Origin of the sequence: Halomarina oriensis (genome assembly GCF_009791395.1) — an archaeon.
Taxonomy (GTDB): Archaea; Halobacteriota; Halobacteria; order Halobacteriales; family Haloarculaceae; genus Halomarina; species Halomarina oriensis.
Window position 1 is genome coordinate 51,461 of the sequence record NZ_WSZK01000007.1, and the last position, 17,199, is coordinate 68,659.

A 17,199-nucleotide genomic window follows, 5' to 3' on the forward strand; every position below is an offset into this window, starting at 1 on the left:
TAAGGTATGCAGCGTCACTCCTCGGCTTCCTCACGCCGGATACGGCAGTAGTCGTTTCTGAGGCCCTCGAACGGCGTCTCGTGCCTCGCTTGCACGCAGAGTTCGGTGTGGCCGTCCTGCTGGTCGACGCGCTCCATCTTGATGGCGAGCCCCCCGTCCGGTGGCTCGTACAACCGAACCCGCACTCGGTGGTCCTCGGCGCTGTCGACCAGCACGTCTTCGAGGACTGTCCACTCCTCGGGGGACACGATGGCGTCGTGGCCGACCCGGCCTTCGTAGGTGTACTGCATCGCCGCCTTGTCGATGGCGACGAGTCGGTCTAAATCTTCTTCGGTGACGTGCAACCGGACGCACTCGGACTCGTCTTCCTCCGTGTCCTTGCGCCAGAGTTCGAGGTGCAGGTCGCCGTTGCGCTCGCGTTTGAGAGAGAGAGCCAGCTGTGGATGCGCGTGTCCTTCTGGCACCGTTTGGTGCCTCCACGAGCCGAGGCGTTCGTCACGGTCTCCCACTCGCAGGGCAGTTCGACGGTCTCTATCTGGTCCCACAACCAGTCCTTGTAGAGCGTCACGAGGACGTCAGTAGGGAACAGCACCTCGACCTCGACCGACTCGGGCGGCTCGCGGAGTTCGTCGACGAACGCCGGTGTTCCACTCCAGGCGGTGACCGGCGGGACCGCGGTCGGCCAGACGGTGCGAATCCGGTCCTCGTCGATGACGAGAGAAATACCGTCGAAATCGTCGGGAGCGACCCACAACACGCTGTACTCGGCGGCGGTGAAATCGCGGGGGACGCGCTCGATGTTCTTTCCGTGGTTCCGGTACTGGACCTCGACGACCAGCCCTCGTCCCGACTCAGAGTGCGGGTCGTCGAACGCCACGCAGACGTCGGCCCGGCGTATCCGGTCGGTGTTCGCGGCGGCTGCGGTTCGCTCGGTGGTGGTGCTGGCGGTGAGCGTGGTTTGCTCGGTGATTCCGGTTGGTTCGGTGCGTTCGGTGTCTTCGGTGTGTACGGTTCGTGCGGTGTGTGCGGTTGCTTCGGTGTCGGGGGTGGGTCGGAACCGTTGAACGGGGATGTCTTCTCGACCGTCACGGTCGCGGCGGGGAACCGACGAGCTCGCAACGTGGCTCGAAACCGGGGACATCCACGAGAGGCGACTCGGGCCGTGAGCCCGGAAAGCTTCAAAATGCTCGGGAGAAAAACACTCTGATAGCATGAGCCGCTCCACCGACCTCGACCTCGACGCCCATCGTGAGGAGATACTGGCGCTCATCGAGGCCGACCACGAGTTGCTCGATGTCCTCGACGAGTGATAGAAATCGCACAGGAGCACCCGGACCGCTGAGCAGGCGACTCTCTCGGTGTGAACGCTGTTCATCTACCTCGAACGCATGCAATACTCTTTACTCGCAACAATCGTGCTCGCGGTCTCAAAATGCAATGTCTGGACTTCTACCGGGAATACGAACACGAACTGCAGCTCAGCAACCAATCCAGACAACCTTCTGAACTTGTGCCGAAAAAGAAACGCGAATTTCAAATCGATAATGTCGATTCGGGTGTCTCGGCTCTGCACACAGAGCTTCGAGATGACGATAGACGAACGGGTAGAAGCAGCTGTGCGAGCCTTACCTGCTTCGATGGCCGAAGTCGAGTCCTGGTTTGTATCGCCCGATCCGATACGCCGTAGTGGGCCAACGTGTGTAAGTACTACTGATAGTACGTGTCCGGAAGTCACCGTTCGTCGGCGACCGACTATCGAACAGTCCAGCCGCGCTCGGTGCGAACTCGTAAAAATGGTCGTGGGGGTCCTACAGGTACAGTCCGCCGTCGACGAACAGCAACTGTCCCTGAACCATCTCTGCTTCCGGAGACGCGATCCAGTAGACCGCTTCTGTGACGTCGTCGAACGCCAACCCTCGACCGCTCGGATTCGCCTCCGCCGCGGCCGCGAGTCGCTCGTCGGCGTTGTCGAGGACTGAGTGAATCGCTTCGGTATCGAGCGGCCCTGCGGCGACAGTGTTCGCCCGGATGCCGTGCGGTGCGAGTTCCTTCGCGAGATAGCGAATCAGGCACTCGCCGAACGCCTTCGAAGTGCCCAATGCTGCGTACGCTGGAACGACCGTGTCACTCCCACGACTCGACATGAAGAAGATGGTACTCCCCTCGTCCAGTAGCGGGAACGCTGCCTGTGCCATGTAGAGCAACCCGACTCCGTTGAGTGTGACGGCCTCGGTGAACCGCTCAGGGTCGACGTCCAAGATGGGCGAGGATAGCGGGTCGACGGCACAGTGAACGAGTTGGTCGAGCTGATCGGCCTCCGCTGCGACTTCGTCGACGACGTCCTGCGCTCCCTCGGGGGTCGAGACGTCACCTTTGACGAGGAACGCGTGGCCCCCCGCTGCCTCGACTTCCTCGGCTGCGTCCTGTGCCGCCTCGTCGTCGCTGTGGTAGTTGATGAAGACGTCGTCGCCCTCTTCGGCGAACCGTTTCCCGATAGCCCGACCGATACCCTTCGACCCGCCCGTAATCAGGATCGCCATCAGCTGTCACCGTCGGTCACGTGTTTCTCCCCGATGGCGACCTCCAAGGAGACCCCGAACTCCTCGATGATCTTCCCGCTGTCTTCTCGGACTTTCGCCCACTCGTCGGACGCTTCAGCTTCGTGGAGGTCCTCTCGGGAATCGAACTCCATCTCCGCGACCCGGTAGTACGCTGGGTCGCCCTCCTCCAACCCCTCTGTAGCACGGACAGTAACCAGTTTGTTGAGGTTCGGCACGGCCGCTGCGAGCGGAGCGTGCGTCTCCGTGTAGTGCTCTTCGAACGCTTCGACATCGTCGTCATCGGGTGCCGTCCACAGTGCGTACAGTGTGTACATTTGGTAAACTATCAAATAGAGTGGTTCGACATAACCGTTTCCCAAGATCGTTCACTCCGTACCAGTTCCGCGTGTACGAATTCACCTCTGGTCGCCCACCGGCCTTACAGCAGTGACGTCGATGCCCATCCCGACGTCGAGTCAGACGCTCGGTTCGACCGTCGATCGTTCCGGTCGTATCAACGAGCTTCGAACACCCCCACGATGTCGCCGTCGTACTCGTACGTTCCCGTGAGCTCGACGGTGTCGTCGATTTCGACGTGGTCGCCGTCGGCGATACGCCCGAGCATCCGAGCGTCCCCGAGATCGATCAGCGCGATCTGGTAGCCACGTCCCTGATTCCCCGGTGCGATTTCGATCGTCGACTTCGTATAGACGGTTCCCGAAGTGGGGAGCGAGACTGTCGAGACGTCACGGCTCCCACAGCGGACACACGCCGCCTTCGGCGTCCCGGTCACGTAGCCACAGTCACCACACGACAGTCCCATCGGCTCCCCTGCCTCGAGTGCCCGGGTCCACCGTTCGTGGGTGAGCCGTTCGCTCTCGTCGTCGCTCGCAGCCCGCTGGCCCTGTTCCGGTCGGTTACTCATGTGCGGGCCTCCAAGGCCGTGACGACGGCCGTCGCGGTCATGCCACCGACGTTGTGAGCCAGCGCCCGTGTCGAGTCTTCGACCTGGCGCTCGCCCGACTCGCCCCGCAACTGCTCGGTCAACTCGACGATCTGAGCGGTTCCCGTCGCACCGATGGGATGACCCTTGGACTTCAACCCACCGGAGGGGTTGACGGGGATGTCCCCGGTTAGCCGTGTCCGCCCCTGGACCGTCGCCGGGCCGGCCCGCCCGTCCTCGACCAACCCGAGTGCTTCCAGCGCGAGGATCTCGGCCCCTGTGAAACAGTCGTGGACCTCGGTGACGTCGACGTCGCCGGGGCCGAACCCGGCCTGGTCGAACGTGTCTCGTGCCGCCCGTCGGACCATCTCCGTCGACGGGGGGTTCGGTTGGTCTGCAACGGGCGAGGCGTTGGCCTGGTGAGAGATACCGGCGACGTCGACCGGTTCGACACCGTAGCTCTCGGCGGCCGATTCGCCGACGACGACGACTGCCGAGGCCCCGTCGGAGAACGGGCAGCAATCGAGGAGGCGAAACGGCGAGGCGATGACCGGACTCTCCAGTACTTCTTCGACGGTCTTCTCCTCGCCGAACTGGGCCCGACTGTTCATCGACCCGTGATAGTGGTTCTTGACGGCGACTTCGGCGAGCTGTTCTTCGGTCGTCCCGTACTCGTGCATGTGACGCTGTGTGTGGAGTGCGAAGACGCTCGCCGTCGTCATCCCCGGGGCCTGCTCGTACTGGCGGTGGGCACCGCTGCCGAAGATTCGCGTCATCTCGGAGGTTTCGATGCCGGTCCCCGCGGGCGTACATCGTTCTGCCCCGCCGACGAGCACGACGTCGTGCTCGCCAGTCTCGACGGCACGGACGGCGTGTTTCAACGCCAACGACCCCGTCGCACACGCGTCCTCGTACCGCTGGACGGACGTTCCAGGTGGAAGTCCGATATGGGATGCGACCTGTGGTGCGAGGTGTGTCTCGTTGAGAATCGCGCCACCGAGCACGTTCCCGAAGTAGAACGCGTCGACGTCGCCGTTCTCGATACCTGCATCCTCCATCGCCGGCAGCGCGGCGTCGGCGAACAGTTCCGCGATGGGTTTCGTGTAGACACCGAAGTCGGTCATGCCAGTGCCTACCACCGATGCTCTTGCCATTGTGTGACACACTGCTGGCGTGCACAAGTAAGTTCCGCCAAACCGTCCCGGACGACTCACCGTCTCGCCAGCGCCCAATACGAGGACGTAGTGGCATCGACCCGGTCACTCAGCGCGGTTTCCAAGTAGAGACGATGGGACGCTTCGTCGGTGTGGAAATCGGTGGGGCGCACCGCCATCATTAATTGGTTGGGTGGTAACACACGGCTGAGGAACGCGAGACCAATGTACACAGTACCAGACACCGCCGTCGCACCGAGGCTGGACGCGTACCACTTCCACGAACAGGAGTGGGCGAGCCACGAACAGCTCGTGGAGGCGTTCGAGTGGGAGATCCCCGACGAGTTCAACGTCGCGTCGTACACGTGCGACCGGTGGGCGGAGGAGTCTCCCGAGCGAACTGCCCTCTACATCAGAGACGACCCACACGGACGAGGCGAGTACACGTTCGGCGAGCTCCAGACGGCCGCCAATCAACTGGCCAACTACCTCGAATCGCGCGGCGTCGAGCGAGGCGACCGCATCGGCGTGAACGTGCCACAGAAACCCGAAGCCGTCGTCGGTCACCTCGCGGCGTGGAAACTGGGTGCCGTCTCGGTGCCACTGAGCACGCTGTTCGGGACCGACGGCCTCCGATACCGACTGGACGACAGTGGGTGCGTCGCCTCCCTCATCGACGAAGCGACCATCGACGTCTACCGCTCGGTTGCAGACGACCTGGACGACCTCGGGACGGTGCTCACGGTGGGCGATATCGACCCTCGCTCGGAAGCCGACGAGGTGGCGTTCTGGGACGCGCTCGAGGGCCAGTCCACGGAGTTCGAGACCGTCTCGACCGACCCGGGCGACGACATGACCATCTTCTACACGAGCGGGACGACGGGGAACCCGAAGGGCGTCCGACACGCCCACCGGATGGTACTCGGCCACCTCCCACTGTTCGCTTCGTGGTTCGTCAGCATGGAGATGACCGACGACGACGTCTACTGGACGCCCGCGTCGTGGACCTGGATGGGTGGTCTCGGCTGTGTCTTGCTGCCAGCGTTGTACTACGGGATGCCGACCGTCGGCTGGAACAAGCAGTTCGAAGGCGCGGACGTGTTCGGCCTCATCGAGGAGTTCAGCGTCACGAACTTCTGGATTCCACCGACCGCGCTTCGGATGATGATGCAGAACGACGACCTGGCCGACCAGCACGACGTCACGACGTCCGGACCATCACGAGCGGTGGCGAGTCGCTGGGCGGCACCATCGTCGACTGGGTTCGCGAGACGTTCGAGGGTGCGGACGTCCACGAAGGCTACGGCCAGACGGAGGCGAACATGGTCGTCGGTGGTTGTGAGCCGCTGTTCTCGCTCCGTCGCGGGAAGATCGGTCGTGCCGCTCCCGGCCACGAGATAGCGATTCTCGATCCCGAGACGGCAGAGCCGACAGTCGAGACGGGAGAGGTCGGCGAGATCGGGTTCAAGTACGAAGGGAACCCCGCGTGCTTCAAAGAGTACTGGAACAGACCGAAGAAGACGGCGGAGAAGGTCAAGAACGGGTGGCTTCGAACCGAAGATTTGGGGACGCTCGACGAGGACGGCTACCTCGAGTTCGTCAGTCGGAAGGACGACGTCATCATCTCCTCGGGCTACCGTATCGGGCCCGAAGAGATCGAAGACAGCCTCTCGGGGCACGATGCGGTCGCCGACGCCGGTGTCATCGGCGTGCCGGACGACCAGCGAGGGCAGGTCCCGAAGGCGTTCGTCCAACTCGCAGATGGGTACGAACCGTCCGACGACCTCGCCGAAGAACTCCAACAGTACGTCAAAGACCGACTGGCGAAGTACGAGTACCCACGACAGTTGGAGTTCATCGACCAACTCCCGACGACAGCCACGGGGAAGATTCGACGGGCAACGCTGAAATCCCAGGGGAACGCCGAGTAGTCGAAGAACCGTCGACCACCATTCGTGGGTCCATCGGTCGAAACGTTTTTGCTCTCGAACTGTGCCCAATGAGCATGGTCGATTCGAGCGTCGAGCGTGTAGAGACAGTCACCGTCATCGGCGCGGGGAGTATGGGCCACGGCATCGCACAGGTGTTCGCGATGCACGGCTACGACGTAACGCTCGTCGACGTCGACGAGGACCAACTCGTGACGGCGAACGAACGCATCGCTACGAGTCTCGACCAGTTAGGTGAAGACCGACTCGCAGTCCTCGACCGACTGACGACGACGACTGATCAGGCGGCGGGACTCTCCGGGGCGGACCTCGTGGTGGAAGCGGTTCCCGAGCGCATCGAACTGAAACGCGAGATCTTCGAAGCGGCCGACCGACTGACCCCTCCCACGACGATTCTCGCGACGAACACGAGTACACTGCCGGTGACCGAGATAGCCGACGTCACTGACGACCCCGAACGGGTCGTCGGGATGCACTTCTCGAACCCGGTTCCGCTCATGGAAATCGTCGAAGTGATTCGAGGCGAAGCGACCAGCGACGAGGTACTGGAGACTGCCATCGCGCTCTCGAAAGACGTCGGTAAGACGCCCGTCGTCGTCGAGAAGGACGTCCCGGGGTTCATCCTCAACCGAATCAACTACGCGTTCTGGAGTGAGGCCCTGCGAGTCGTCGACGACGGTACCCACGACTTCGAGGCGGTCGACGCTGCCAACCGCAGACTCGGCTTTCCGATGGGGCCGTTCGAAGTGCTCGATTTCGCTGGAATCGACGTGTTCTACATGGTCTGCCAGGCGCTCGACGACCGCGACGTTCCGGTCGTCATCTCCGAGACCCTCGAAGCGCGCGTCGAAGCAGCGGCCTACGGGATGAAAAGCGGCGAAGGGTTCTACGACTACCCCGCTCCGGGTGAGTACGAGCGTGTCGACATCTCGATGGAGAGGAGCCAGGAGTACGACCCCTGGCAGATGATTGCGAGTGCGGTGAACGCTGCTACGTGGCTCGTCGACGAGGACGTGGCTACGGAGGAAGCCATCGACACGGCGATGTTGACCGGGATGAACTGGCCACAGGGGCCGTTCGCGTTCGCCGGCGAGTATGGCTACGACCGCATCGTCGACGTCCTACAGCGACTCTACGACGAGACCGGTCGCGAGCAGTATCGACCCCACGACCGCCTCATTGAGATGGCCGAGAGCGAGGGACCTGACGGTGTCGCTGGTGACGACATCTGAACCGGCAGCGCTCAGGGGAGCGGTGTTGCAATGCCGTGAGAGGCATTCGAGAGGGGCGATGACTCCCCGGAGGTTGTGGCATTCTTTCCGAGGTCGTCCCTGTCAGACGCGCAGTCGAAGCTCCCCAGGACCTCGGACGAGTGGGGATTGGGTCCACTGCACCTCGTCGTCGACGAGCTCCATCTCCGGGAACGCGTTGACCAGTGCGGGGAACGCGACGCGTGCTTCGAGGCGGGCGAGCGGGGCTCCGAGGCAGTGGTGTGTCCCGTGACCGAATCCGACGTGTTCCATCGTTCCCCGCGTGATGTCGAACACGTCGGGGGATTCGAACTTCCGAGGGTCACGGTTGGCCGCTGCGAGACTCAGCAGTACTCGCTCACCGGCTTCGATCTGCTTGCCGTGGAACTCGAAGCCCTCTTTGACGCCTCTCGTGAGCGACTTCGATGGGCCGTGGTATCGGAGAATCTCTTCGACCGCACTCGGCGCGAGTGACGGGTCTTCACGGAGCATGTCGAGTTGGTCGGGATGCCGAAGTAGCTCGAGCGTCCCGTTCGCGAGGAGTTTCGTCGTGGTCTCGTGGCCGGCGAACAACAGTCCCACGACGGTCGCGACGACTTCGTCTTGGTCGAGCGTCATCCCGTCGGCTTCCGCTTCGTTGAGGTACGTGATGAGGTCTTCTCGTGGGGCCTCTTCGCGTCGCTGGACGACTTCACGGACGTACGCTGCGAACTCTTCGATGCTCTCTTCGGTTCGTTGGTGACGGTTCTCGGCGTTGTAGTGATGAAAGAGCGTGAGTGCGATATCGGACGACCACTCGCCCAACTGCTGTTTGTCATCGAGTGGGAGGCCGAGAATGCGTGTGATGATTCGAACCGGAAGGGGGTACGCGAACTCTTCGATCAACTCGATCTCTTCAGGGTCACGCCGCTCGATATCGTCGATGAGTGTCTGGGTCGCAGTCTCGACCTTCGACCGTTGCTCTTTGACCATCGCGGGGTTGAACGCTTCACCGATCACCCGTCGGAGTTTGGTGTGGTCCGGCGGGTCGAGGTAGAACACCCACTTCGGAAACATGCTCTTCATCACCGGGATGTCGAGCGACGAGTCTCGAAGCCGATCGGCTTCGACCTGTACCGACAGGTGCTCGTCGTCTTGGAGACAGTGGCGAACGTCGTCGTAGCGAGTCACGATCCACCCACCCCACTTCTCGTTCCAGTACACTGGCTCGGATTCACGAATCTCACCGAAGTACTCGTAGGGGCGAGCGATGACCGCCGGGTCCGTCAGATTGTCAGTGACTCCCATGGACGTGGTTGGAGAGTGAGATGGAATCAGCATAAAAGTTCTCCCAGGGTCCACACCGCCGTCCCGATGCTTGCTGTGGATTCTCGACTCGCTTTATCCCCTTGCGGTCACCGGATATCGCCCGCTACGAAGGGTCGGTGACGTCGATGACTGCCGGACGACGATACCCGATAGCGGCTGTCGTGCATCCTCGTGTGCATACGGGACGAGAGAACGTGTACGGTATCACAGATATACGCCTGTTATTTCTCCGTGATGGCACAGAGCGAGTTGGTTTTCGCAATCGCCGATTCCGTCTTCGTGTGATTCCCCACCCACCGACTGTGATTGCTTGCCAATGGCGCTGCTGCTGCTGTGACCATCGTGTTCCGCTATCGAAGCCCTGTGTTACAGGTGGTTCGTTGGGCGTTCGTTTCCTTTGTTACTCCTCGATAGCGCTCGGTTTTCGCGTTCCACCGGTAGCTATAATAGGGTGGAGGAAAACGGTGTTTCTGGTGTTAAATCATGGGAGACGTTAGCGTGATACTCGCGTTTGCACATCCACTCGCGGTCGTGGTGCTTTCCACCCTGTGGACGCTGCACATACTCAAGAAGGACTACAGGCAGGCGATCGAGCAGAAACAGGTCGCCAGAGAGCACGCTTCGGACGACGTTGCTCGCGTGCAGGGGGATTGACCGATGGTGAGTCTCGTCGAGGGGGTCTTCTTCGGGACCCTCGCCGTCTACGTCTTCGTCGGCGCGGTGCTGGCACGATTCATCGACGTCCCCGAGGACTTCTACGTCATGGACCGGAAGGCGGGGAGCATCCTCATCGCGGGGACGCTGTTCGCGTCCTACATGAGCGCGTCGACGATGATGGGTATCGCAGGTATCGTCTATACGGAAGGTGCCGCGATGTGGCTCGTCATCTACGGGAGTTGGCCCGGGTTGGTCATCGGGATGCTCTACGTCGGCCGCCGACTCCGGAAACTCAACAACGTCACCATGCCGGATTTCATCGGTGACCGCTATCAGAGTGAACTCGTCCGCTCGGTGGCGACCGTCATCATGATCATCGGGCTCATCGGCTACGGCGTCATCCAGCTCATCGGGGCGGGGTACCTCCTCGCGGACTTCGTCGGCATTCCGTACCAACAGATCGTCGTGTTGTTCGCCATCGCGCTGATGGTGTTCACGGTCGCCGGCGGCATGTACAGTGTCGTCGTAACGGACACGCTGATGGGCGTCGCGATGATCGTCACGGGCGCAGTCGTCGCCCCGGCAGCCATCTTCGCCGCCGGTGGAGTCGACGTGTTGACGACGACCCTTCCACAGCAGAACCCAGGCACCTGGTACGCAGGAGGGGCGAACATGAACATGTCCCCCGGCTGGCTCGCGAGCCAGTGGATCCTGTGGTTGTTCTTCATCATGGTCGCGCCGTGGGTCGTCTCGCGGGCGTTCCCTGCCTCTGACGACTTCGAACTGATGAACGGGACGAACATCTCGACGTTCCTCGCCACGGGTGTCATCTCCGTCCTGTTTCTCGGTGTGATGGCGACGTTCGCACTGAATCCGGGAATCGAACCAGTCGACAACGTCGTCGTTTGGATGTCGACGAACGTCGTCGGCCCGTTCTGGGGTGGTCTGGCTGTCGCCGGTATCATGGCCGGAATCCTCTCGACCACGTCGACGATCTTCATCTACGCCGGGTTTGGCCTCTCACGTGACCTGGTCGAACGAGTCGGTGGGCAGGTGCTCACCCAGCGTCAGCAGCTCCTCGGCGCACGACTCGCACAACTAGCCGTCGTCAGTACGGTAACGATTATCGCGCTGTTCGAGCCACTCGGCATCTACTGGCTCGCAGCGTGGGCGGGCTCGGTGTTCGCGGTCGCGTGGGCACCCATGATTATCGCCGGACTGGAGTGGGAACGTGCGAACAGGTACGGTGCACTGCTCTCGATGATCGGTGGGACCGTCTCGTACGTCCTGCTCTACCAAGCGACACAGGCATGGGGGCTGTTCTCCCTACCGTTCGGCATCGACCCGGTTCTGCCAGCACTGGTCATCTCGACGACGCTGATGGTCGGTGGGTCACTCGTGACGAGCACGTCACGTGACGAACGGGCGTTCTTCCACGACATGAACGACATCACTCTCTCCGAAGAGGTCATCCAGCGACACACTCAGGAGCAACTGGAGAAGAAGTACAACCGTACCAAGTACATCGCCTACGGGACGCTCGGTGCAGGTATCGCCCTGTTCGGTGGTCTGTTCGTCCTGATCGGAGTCCCGCTGCTGTAACGTCCTTCCCGGCGTGAACGCCGGGGATCCCTCGCGTTGGGAGCCCTTATCGATCCACGGAGGCAACGTGTGGGTTCGGACGCTCCTCGTTGGGGCGACGACCGAAACGATGCTCCCAACTACTCGTGCTACTCCGTTCACAGCGATTTTCGACCGTCTGGCTGCTGCCCTCACACGACGAGAGCCACCCTTCCGACTGGAAGCGACCACTCGCTCCGAACGTCACTCCTCGGCGATCTGTAGATACCGTTCGACGTTGACCGAGCGATCCGTCTCGATCATGTACTCGGCGGCGGTCACCTGTTCGAGACTCCGAACTCGGTTGACCAAGTCGTCGATTTCGCGGTTCGAGTCGACCGTTGCGATAGCGTAGAGGTCGATCGTCCCGAATCCACTGCCGACGAACCAGAAGCTCATCTCGGACATCGCTTCGAACACGGCTTCTTTCGCGCCGCTCTCGTGAGCGACCTGGACAGTAATCACGAAGATCTCCCAATCTTGTCCATCGGGCCTGAGGAGGTGAAACGTCGTGGTGATGTCGAGGAGGGCTGTGACTCGGCGACGGACGCCCTCACTGCTCATCTCGATTCCCTCTTCCGCCAGTTGAGTAGAGATATTCGAGTAGGGCGTTCGAGGGTCGTGGGCGAGTATCGAGAGGATTCGTCGGTCGATTTCGTCGATGGCGTTCGAGTCGCGTTTGGTCGGCATAGCTCCTCCTCGTCTCCGAACAGATAAAAAGGATGAGTAGAACGAAATCGGCGACACGACGAAGACATCACCAGGTTCGAGAGTGCCTATGAATACACACCAGTGGGCCGTGTCAATCTACATCTTAGCGCCAGTTGAGGGGGTAATATGGACCTTGGAGACCGGACGATTGTGGTCACCGGTGGGAGTTCGGCAATCGGTCGATCGATCGCACTCGCGGCACCGGACTGGGGGCAAACGCCGTCGTCGCCGACCTCCGACGGGAGCCTCGTCGTGACGTCACCCCGACGGTTGATGCTGTTCGCAACGACGGTCAGCAAAGCGAACTCGTCGAAGCAGACGTCACCAGGCTCGACGAACTACGAGCGACATCGTCGGAGAACTGGCAGCGCTCGCTCGAAACGAACCTCATAGGGACGTTCAACGGCTGTCGAGCGGTAGCTGAGCGGCTGGTTGACGAAGAGGCTGGTTCGACTTGTCAACATCGCCAGTGCTGGGGGTGTCGTTGGAGTTCTGAACTCCGCGCCCTACAGTGCAGCGAAAGGCGACATCGTCGCGCTCACTCGCCAAGTTGCGGTGGACTTCGCCCGAAACGGCCTACGGGTGAACGCGGTATCTCTCGGGTTCACCGATACGGGGATGTTCCGACAGGACACCACGACGGAGTCGAGTCGTATGCAACACAGCAGACACCGATGGGTCGGTTCTGTCGCCGTGAAGAGGTAGCCGCTACCGTAGTGTTCCGATTCGGTTGTAACGGAGCTTCATAACGGGGCAGAGCATGGTTGTCGACGGCGGGGACACCGTTCAGAGAACGTCTCACCGAAAGTGGTGTCCCCGTTTGATACGGTCTCACGCGTCCGACCGTAAGTGTCGGAGGCACGTAAGTGACAAAGTGACTCTCGAAGTTGCGATGAGAAGTAATTACACAAACTGGCCCCGCATCTCACCGTCAATACGAAGTTCGATGTTTCATACTGTAGCATACGCTCCAATTGCCGTTGTCGACAGGAACTCCATTCGAGACCGAGACGAGAGGGTAGTGACAGGGACAACAGCATTCGTCTCAGGTCGTTGTTACCACCGATTTACCGCTATTTTCTGAGCAGAGCAGTTTCACTGGCCAAATATCGAATCATCCTTCAACTGCAATCACAACCGATTCTCGCGTATTTCAATGTCAGAACTGTTTGTCGCTTAGACGTATTTAAAATCCACGATCCGATACAAGCCACCCCATGTTTCGGGTAGATTGTTTTGAATCGGTTTCTGTAGTCGATCATGCATTACAGAACTGTTCGAGGGAGGGTTCGGTCGCTTCGTCGTCCGAGAGCACAGTCGTGAGACCCCGTACTGCTCTTCGAGTGCCGTATACTCTGATTCTGCTCGGGAGAGCGGTGAGGAGTTCCTCTGTGACGTCGGACTCTCCGCGGAGTGACCGATATATCGCACCGACTACGGGGCCCGGATCGGACCACGCTGCAGTCTCGATGAGTACCTCTCGCGTGACGCCGACGCTCTCGGTCAGGACGAGCGAGCGGAGGAGGGACCGCACGTATCGCTGCCACTGCCAGCAGTGGCGTGACGGAGACGCGTGCCGGAACGAGTACGTCGTTCCGGTCGGGTCAGAACTCGACGAGTAGCCCAAGACACAAGCTGACACGAGAGGGGTAGCCGAGGGGGAAGGAGGGGGGGACCCCCCTCGCGGATGTAACGGCGATCAAAGGGTGGGGGTGAGTCGACGAGTCGCGGTCTCCGGATCCGGCCTCTCGAACCGTGGTGACTGTCCTAGTCGTCTCAGTCGTCGGAGTCGTGGGCGGTGGGGTCTGTTGGTACTGTGTGGTGTGTTGGTGTTGTGTTGTTGTGTTGTTGTGTTGTGCTAGGTACTAGCTAGTACTAGTACTAGAACGCGCGAACACCCCTCCCTCGCGGATGTAAATCCGCAGCTTTCGACGGTTTCAGAGGTTGGCCGACTCCCTCCAACGTTGCTAGACCCCCCTTCGGAGCGTTACATCCGCGAGGGGGGTCCCCCTCCCCCGACCTCGGTTCGCCGTCGTGGCCGTCGAGAGGACGGCTGGGTCGATTACATCCGCGAGGGGGGTGTCCGACAGACGCAAGCCAACCGCTCTGCGTCCATCGTGGCGCTACACTCGTCCGACTTACAACCGCGAGGGGGGTCCCCCTCCGCTGTCCACCGTCTGTTCATCCGCGAGTCGGTTGGAGTCGGGTTCGATACACTCTCTTCCGTCTCTGGGTGCTACTACGCTCTATCTCGTGGGTGTTACATCCGCGACGGAACTGGGACAGGTTTATGTGCAGTGGAACGTATCACTGGTCAACGCGATGGCCGACGACGACTCCGAGGGTCGTGACCCACTGTTTCGCTACGACGACCCCATCTTCGAGAAGCAGGAACTCCTCGAGATCAGCCACGTTCCCGGTCCCGACCGTATCGTCGGCCGCGAGACCGAGATGGGACAGGTTGCAGAAGCACTCAACCCCGCTATCTTCGGCAACCAACCGAGCAACCTCTTCATCTTCGGGAAGACGGGAACCGGGAAGTCCCTCGTCTCGCGGAGCGTCACCGAGCGGGTCGTCGTCGAAGCAGAGCGCGAGGAGATCTCGGTCCGACACGTCTTCATCGACTGTGGTGAGCAGTCGACCGAGGTCTCTGTGGTGAAGACGATCGCACAGCAACTCAACGACGAACACGTCACCGGTCTCTCTGTACCGGACAGAGGACTGGGGACCGGGGATTACTACAAACGGCTGTGGCAGGTCATCGATACGTTCGCCGACGTCCTCGTCGTCATCCTCGACGAGATCGACATGCTCGACGACGACGAGGTGCTCAGGAAGCTGTCACGAGCGGGCGAGAACCGGAGTCTGTCTTCGGCGAAGGTCAGCGTCATCGGCATCTCGAACAAGATCGACTACCCCGAGAACCTCTCGGAGCGTGTGAAGTCGAGTCTCGCACAGACGGAACTCGTCTTCCAACCGTACGACGCCGAGCAGTTGAAACGAATCCTGGAGAAGCGCCGAGACGCGTTCCGGAAGGGTGTGCTCGGCGATAGCGTCATCCCGCTCACCGCTGCGCTGGCAGCGGGTGAGCACGGCGACGCACGGAAGGCTATCGACATCCTGCACAACGCAGGCCTCATCGCGAAGAAACAGAGCGACGAGATGGTTCGTGAAGACCACGTTCGCGCGGGCAAAGAGCAGGCTGAAGCCGACCGATTCAGCGAGTTGGTCGGTGGTGCTCCCACACAGGTCAAAGCCGTTCTCTACGCCCTGGTGTTGCTCACCGAGCAGAACGACGAAGCGAAGTTCAGCACGTCGAGAATCTACGACGTCTACAGCCAGGTCCGTGTCGAGTTGAATCTCGACGAACTGTCCGAGCGTCGGGTCCAGGAACTCCTGAAGGAGCAGAACTTCCTCAACGTGATTCGCTCGGACCGGACCAGCCGTGGCCGTGGCGGAGGCGTCTACGCGACACACCGACTCCTCGAGGATCCGGATATCGTCAAGCGGGTCTTGCTTCGTGACGACCGACTGGCTACTGAGCTGTGACCAGTTTCGGTGAATCGTGGTAGACGGAGGCGAACGAAGCCAGAATTTCCAGCTTTCGGTCCACTTCCCCCCCGTTCGAACCACTACACCGAGCGCGTAGCAGGCTATCGAACTACAGGCCGCGCCGAGCGCGAACCGGAACCGAGACGACGATTACCACTAAAACTATTTACTCACCCTGTTTACCGTCGGTCATGGTCGATCTGGACGGTACTTCGGTGGAGACACTCAGGAAGAAGTTGCGGGAGACCGACGAGAAGACTCCTGCTCTCCGACTCGTGGTCGCGCTGAACTACAAATACGGCCTCTCTCAGACGGAGATCGCAGACCAGTACGGTATCGCTCGTAAGACCGTCTACAACTGGCTCGTCCGGTTCCAGTCACGACCTATCGAGGAGGCGCTCCACGACCGTGATCGCTCGGGTCGTCCATCGAAACTCACCGGCGAACAGCGGCGACTCTTCTACGCACAGCTCCGACGATCACCGAAAGCGGTCGGATACGACGCCGACGCCTGGAACCCGTCACTGGCACGACGGCTGGTTCGGGACGTGTTCGACGTCGACTACTCGATTCCCCACCTGAGACGCCTCCTGCGTGAGGCCGGACTCGTCCCCGGTGAGGACGGATGGGTCGGTCCGGAGTGACCGACCACTCCGGCGAGTTCGTATCGACGAGTCCGAGCTACCGACAGAAAAACGTGTAACTACTTCTAACTCTAAACTCCGACGTCAGGGACCTCCGTGGCGTGTTGCGAACGAGATTATCTCACCGACTCGGTTGTCGCCCCCCGCAGGACGAGCGGAACCAAACGACTGATAGTCGTCTGGTCGTATTACCGAGCACGAATGACCGACTCCGAAGGAAGCGCCGAACCCGACGACGCTCGACCCTCGAGTAAGGTCGCCCGACTCATCGAGGAGTACGGTCTCGACGAGTCGTTCGGAGCGTATCTCGAAGCACAGTGGACGAGCGACGAGGACCGGATGAGCCTTCGGAGTTTGGCCGACACGTTCAACCGCCGCCTGCTCGAAGTTGCGATGAACGAGGCGGGACGGTCGGTGGTCGACGGTGAAGTCGAGAACCTCTACCGACTGCTGACAGACGGCGACGTGAGCAGTGGGGTCCGAACGGAGGCACAGGCTCGACTCGAACGAGCAGGCGTCGACGTCGACGAACTCCAGCGTGACTTCGTAACCTACCAGGCGATCCGGTCGTATCTGACGAAGTACCGCGAGGCGACGTACGAGTCGACCCCGACCGACCGCGTACAGAAGGTCCGAGGGACCATCGAGCGTCTCCAGTCGAGAACACAGTCGGTCACGACCCAGAGCCTCCAACAGCTCCGTGACACCGACCGAATCACGCTCGGGACCTTCCGAATCTTCGTCGACGTCGACGTCCTCTGCGAGGAGTGCGGTGCACAGTACGGCGTCGTCGAACTACTCGGCCGAGGTGGCTGTGACTGTGAGCCCGAACGGTAGACACACCGCTGTCGTCTCACGTGACTCCAGTGCA

General features: G+C 61.1%; 16 protein-coding genes and 1 pseudogene. 10 read left to right on the plus strand and 7 right to left on the minus strand.

From position 1 onward, the window contains the following. Positions 1-14: 14 nt before the first annotated feature. Entirely contained in the window at positions 15-464 is a 450-nt protein-coding gene (locus GQS65_RS02875; protein ID WP_158203171.1) for a hypothetical protein, read from the minus strand. Between GQS65_RS02875 and GQS65_RS02880 the strand changes: the two genes are divergently transcribed. Next, entirely contained in the window at positions 440-1,207 is a 768-nt protein-coding gene (locus GQS65_RS02880) for a hypothetical protein (protein ID WP_158203172.1), read from the plus strand. The genes GQS65_RS02875 and GQS65_RS02880 overlap by 25 nt on opposite strands. Positions 1,208-1,808: 601 nt before the next feature. On the opposite strand, the gene GQS65_RS02885 is transcribed toward GQS65_RS02880, so the two are convergent. From GQS65_RS02885 to GQS65_RS02900, 4 genes are all read right to left on the minus strand, one after another. Further along, complete coding sequence (locus GQS65_RS02885) at positions 1,809-2,540, minus strand: SDR family oxidoreductase (RefSeq protein ID WP_158203173.1); 732 nt, start codon at positions 2,538-2,540, stop codon at positions 1,809-1,811. After that, on the minus strand, positions 2,540-2,875 hold the full coding sequence (locus GQS65_RS02890; RefSeq protein WP_158203174.1) for an EthD family reductase: 336 nt from the start codon (positions 2,873-2,875) through the stop codon (positions 2,540-2,542). Before GQS65_RS02890 ends, GQS65_RS02885 begins: the two co-directional genes overlap by 1 nt. Positions 2,876-3,054: 179 nt before the next feature. Continuing rightward, positions 3,055-3,465 carry a Zn-ribbon domain-containing OB-fold protein gene (locus GQS65_RS02895; protein ID WP_158203175.1) on the minus strand — a complete coding sequence of 137 codons (411 nt, stop codon included), beginning with the start codon at positions 3,463-3,465 and terminating at the stop codon, positions 3,055-3,057. Further along, positions 3,462-4,637 carry a thiolase C-terminal domain-containing protein gene (locus GQS65_RS02900; RefSeq protein ID WP_233264994.1) on the minus strand — a complete coding sequence of 392 codons (1,176 nt, stop codon included), beginning with the start codon at positions 4,635-4,637 and terminating at the stop codon, positions 3,462-3,464. The genes GQS65_RS02895 and GQS65_RS02900 overlap by 4 nt, the downstream gene beginning before the upstream one ends. Positions 4,638-4,862: 225 nt before the next feature. On the opposite strand from GQS65_RS02900, the pseudogene GQS65_RS02905 reads away from it, so the two are divergent. The 3 genes and pseudogenes from GQS65_RS02905 to GQS65_RS02910 all read left to right on the plus strand — a co-directional run. After that, positions 4,863-6,082, plus strand: a pseudogene (locus tag GQS65_RS02905) (acyl-CoA synthetase); the annotation flags it as partial. A gap of 264 nt (positions 6,083-6,346) precedes the next feature. Continuing rightward, positions 6,347-6,568 (plus strand): AMP-binding enzyme, encoded by a 222-nt coding sequence (locus tag GQS65_RS22055; RefSeq protein ID WP_368279783.1) that lies wholly within the window; start codon positions 6,347-6,349, stop codon positions 6,566-6,568. A gap of 74 nt (positions 6,569-6,642) precedes the next feature. After that, positions 6,643-7,818: a 3-hydroxyacyl-CoA dehydrogenase gene (locus tag GQS65_RS02910; protein WP_158203176.1), complete on the plus strand. Its 1,176-nt coding sequence runs from the start codon at positions 6,643-6,645 to the stop codon at positions 7,816-7,818. Positions 7,819-7,920: 102 nt separating this feature from the next. On the opposite strand, the gene GQS65_RS02915 is transcribed toward GQS65_RS02910, so the two are convergent. Further along, on the minus strand, positions 7,921-9,123 hold the full coding sequence (locus GQS65_RS02915) for a cytochrome P450 (RefSeq protein WP_158203177.1): 1,203 nt from the start codon (positions 9,121-9,123) through the stop codon (positions 7,921-7,923). A 504-nt stretch (positions 9,124-9,627) separates the two neighbouring features. On the opposite strand from GQS65_RS02915, the gene GQS65_RS02920 reads away from it, so the two are divergent. Continuing rightward, positions 9,628-9,798, plus strand: a complete 171-nt coding sequence (locus GQS65_RS02920) for a hypothetical protein (protein ID WP_158203178.1) — start codon at positions 9,628-9,630, stop codon at positions 9,796-9,798. A 3-nt stretch (positions 9,799-9,801) separates the two neighbouring features. Further along, on the plus strand, positions 9,802-11,403 hold the full coding sequence (locus GQS65_RS02925) for a sodium:solute symporter family protein (protein ID WP_158203179.1): 1,602 nt from the start codon (positions 9,802-9,804) through the stop codon (positions 11,401-11,403). A gap of 222 nt (positions 11,404-11,625) precedes the next feature. Here the strand turns inward: GQS65_RS02925 and GQS65_RS02930 are convergent, their stop codons facing one another. Further along, positions 11,626-12,111, minus strand: a complete 486-nt coding sequence (locus tag GQS65_RS02930) for an AsnC family transcriptional regulator (RefSeq protein ID WP_158203180.1) — start codon at positions 12,109-12,111, stop codon at positions 11,626-11,628. A gap of 453 nt (positions 12,112-12,564) precedes the next feature. On the opposite strand from GQS65_RS02930, the gene GQS65_RS22060 reads away from it, so the two are divergent. From GQS65_RS22060 to rdfA, 4 genes are all read left to right on the plus strand, one after another. Further along, the gene (locus GQS65_RS22060) at positions 12,565-12,837 is read left to right on the plus strand and encodes an SDR family oxidoreductase (RefSeq protein ID WP_158203181.1); all 273 of its coding nucleotides are present in this window, start codon (positions 12,565-12,567) and stop codon (positions 12,835-12,837) included. Positions 12,838-14,454: 1,617 nt separating this feature from the next. Continuing rightward, positions 14,455-15,681, plus strand: a complete 1,227-nt coding sequence (locus GQS65_RS02940; RefSeq protein WP_158203182.1) for a Cdc6/Cdc18 family protein — start codon at positions 14,455-14,457, stop codon at positions 15,679-15,681. Positions 15,682-15,875: 194 nt separating this feature from the next. Further along, entirely contained in the window at positions 15,876-16,328 is a 453-nt protein-coding gene (locus GQS65_RS02945; protein WP_158203183.1) for a helix-turn-helix domain-containing protein, read from the plus strand. Between the two features lie 201 nt (positions 16,329-16,529). Then, positions 16,530-17,165: a rod-determining factor RdfA gene (gene rdfA, locus GQS65_RS02950; RefSeq protein ID WP_158203184.1), complete on the plus strand. Its 636-nt coding sequence runs from the start codon at positions 16,530-16,532 to the stop codon at positions 17,163-17,165. Positions 17,166-17,199: the final 34 nt, after the last annotated feature.

Bases quoted from the DNA above. Each gene is read 5' to 3' on its own strand.
- GQS65_RS02885 (WP_158203173.1), bottom strand. From the start codon at position 2,540: ATGGCGATCCTGATTACGGGCGGGTCGAAGGGTATCGGTCGGGCTATC.
- GQS65_RS02890 (WP_158203174.1), bottom strand. From the start codon at position 2,875: ATGTACACACTGTACGCACTGTGGACGGCACCCGATGACGACGATGTC.
- GQS65_RS02895 (WP_158203175.1), bottom strand. From the start codon at position 3,465: ATGAGTAACCGACCGGAACAGGGCCAGCGGGCTGCGAGCGACGACGAG.
- GQS65_RS02900 (WP_233264994.1), bottom strand. From the start codon at position 4,637: ATGGCAAGAGCATCGGTGGTAGGCACTGGCATGACCGACTTCGGTGTC.
- GQS65_RS02910 (WP_158203176.1), top strand. From the start codon at position 6,643: ATGGTCGATTCGAGCGTCGAGCGTGTAGAGACAGTCACCGTCATCGGC.
- GQS65_RS02915 (WP_158203177.1), bottom strand. From the start codon at position 9,123: ATGGGAGTCACTGACAATCTGACGGACCCGGCGGTCATCGCTCGCCCC.
- GQS65_RS02920 (WP_158203178.1), top strand. From the start codon at position 9,628: ATGGGAGACGTTAGCGTGATACTCGCGTTTGCACATCCACTCGCGGTC.
- GQS65_RS02925 (WP_158203179.1), top strand. From the start codon at position 9,802: ATGGTGAGTCTCGTCGAGGGGGTCTTCTTCGGGACCCTCGCCGTCTAC.
- GQS65_RS02930 (WP_158203180.1), bottom strand. From the start codon at position 12,111: ATGCCGACCAAACGCGACTCGAACGCCATCGACGAAATCGACCGACGA.
- GQS65_RS02940 (WP_158203182.1), top strand. From the start codon at position 14,455: ATGGCCGACGACGACTCCGAGGGTCGTGACCCACTGTTTCGCTACGAC.
- GQS65_RS02945 (WP_158203183.1), top strand. From the start codon at position 15,876: ATGGTCGATCTGGACGGTACTTCGGTGGAGACACTCAGGAAGAAGTTG.
- rdfA (WP_158203184.1), top strand. From the start codon at position 16,530: ATGACCGACTCCGAAGGAAGCGCCGAACCCGACGACGCTCGACCCTCG.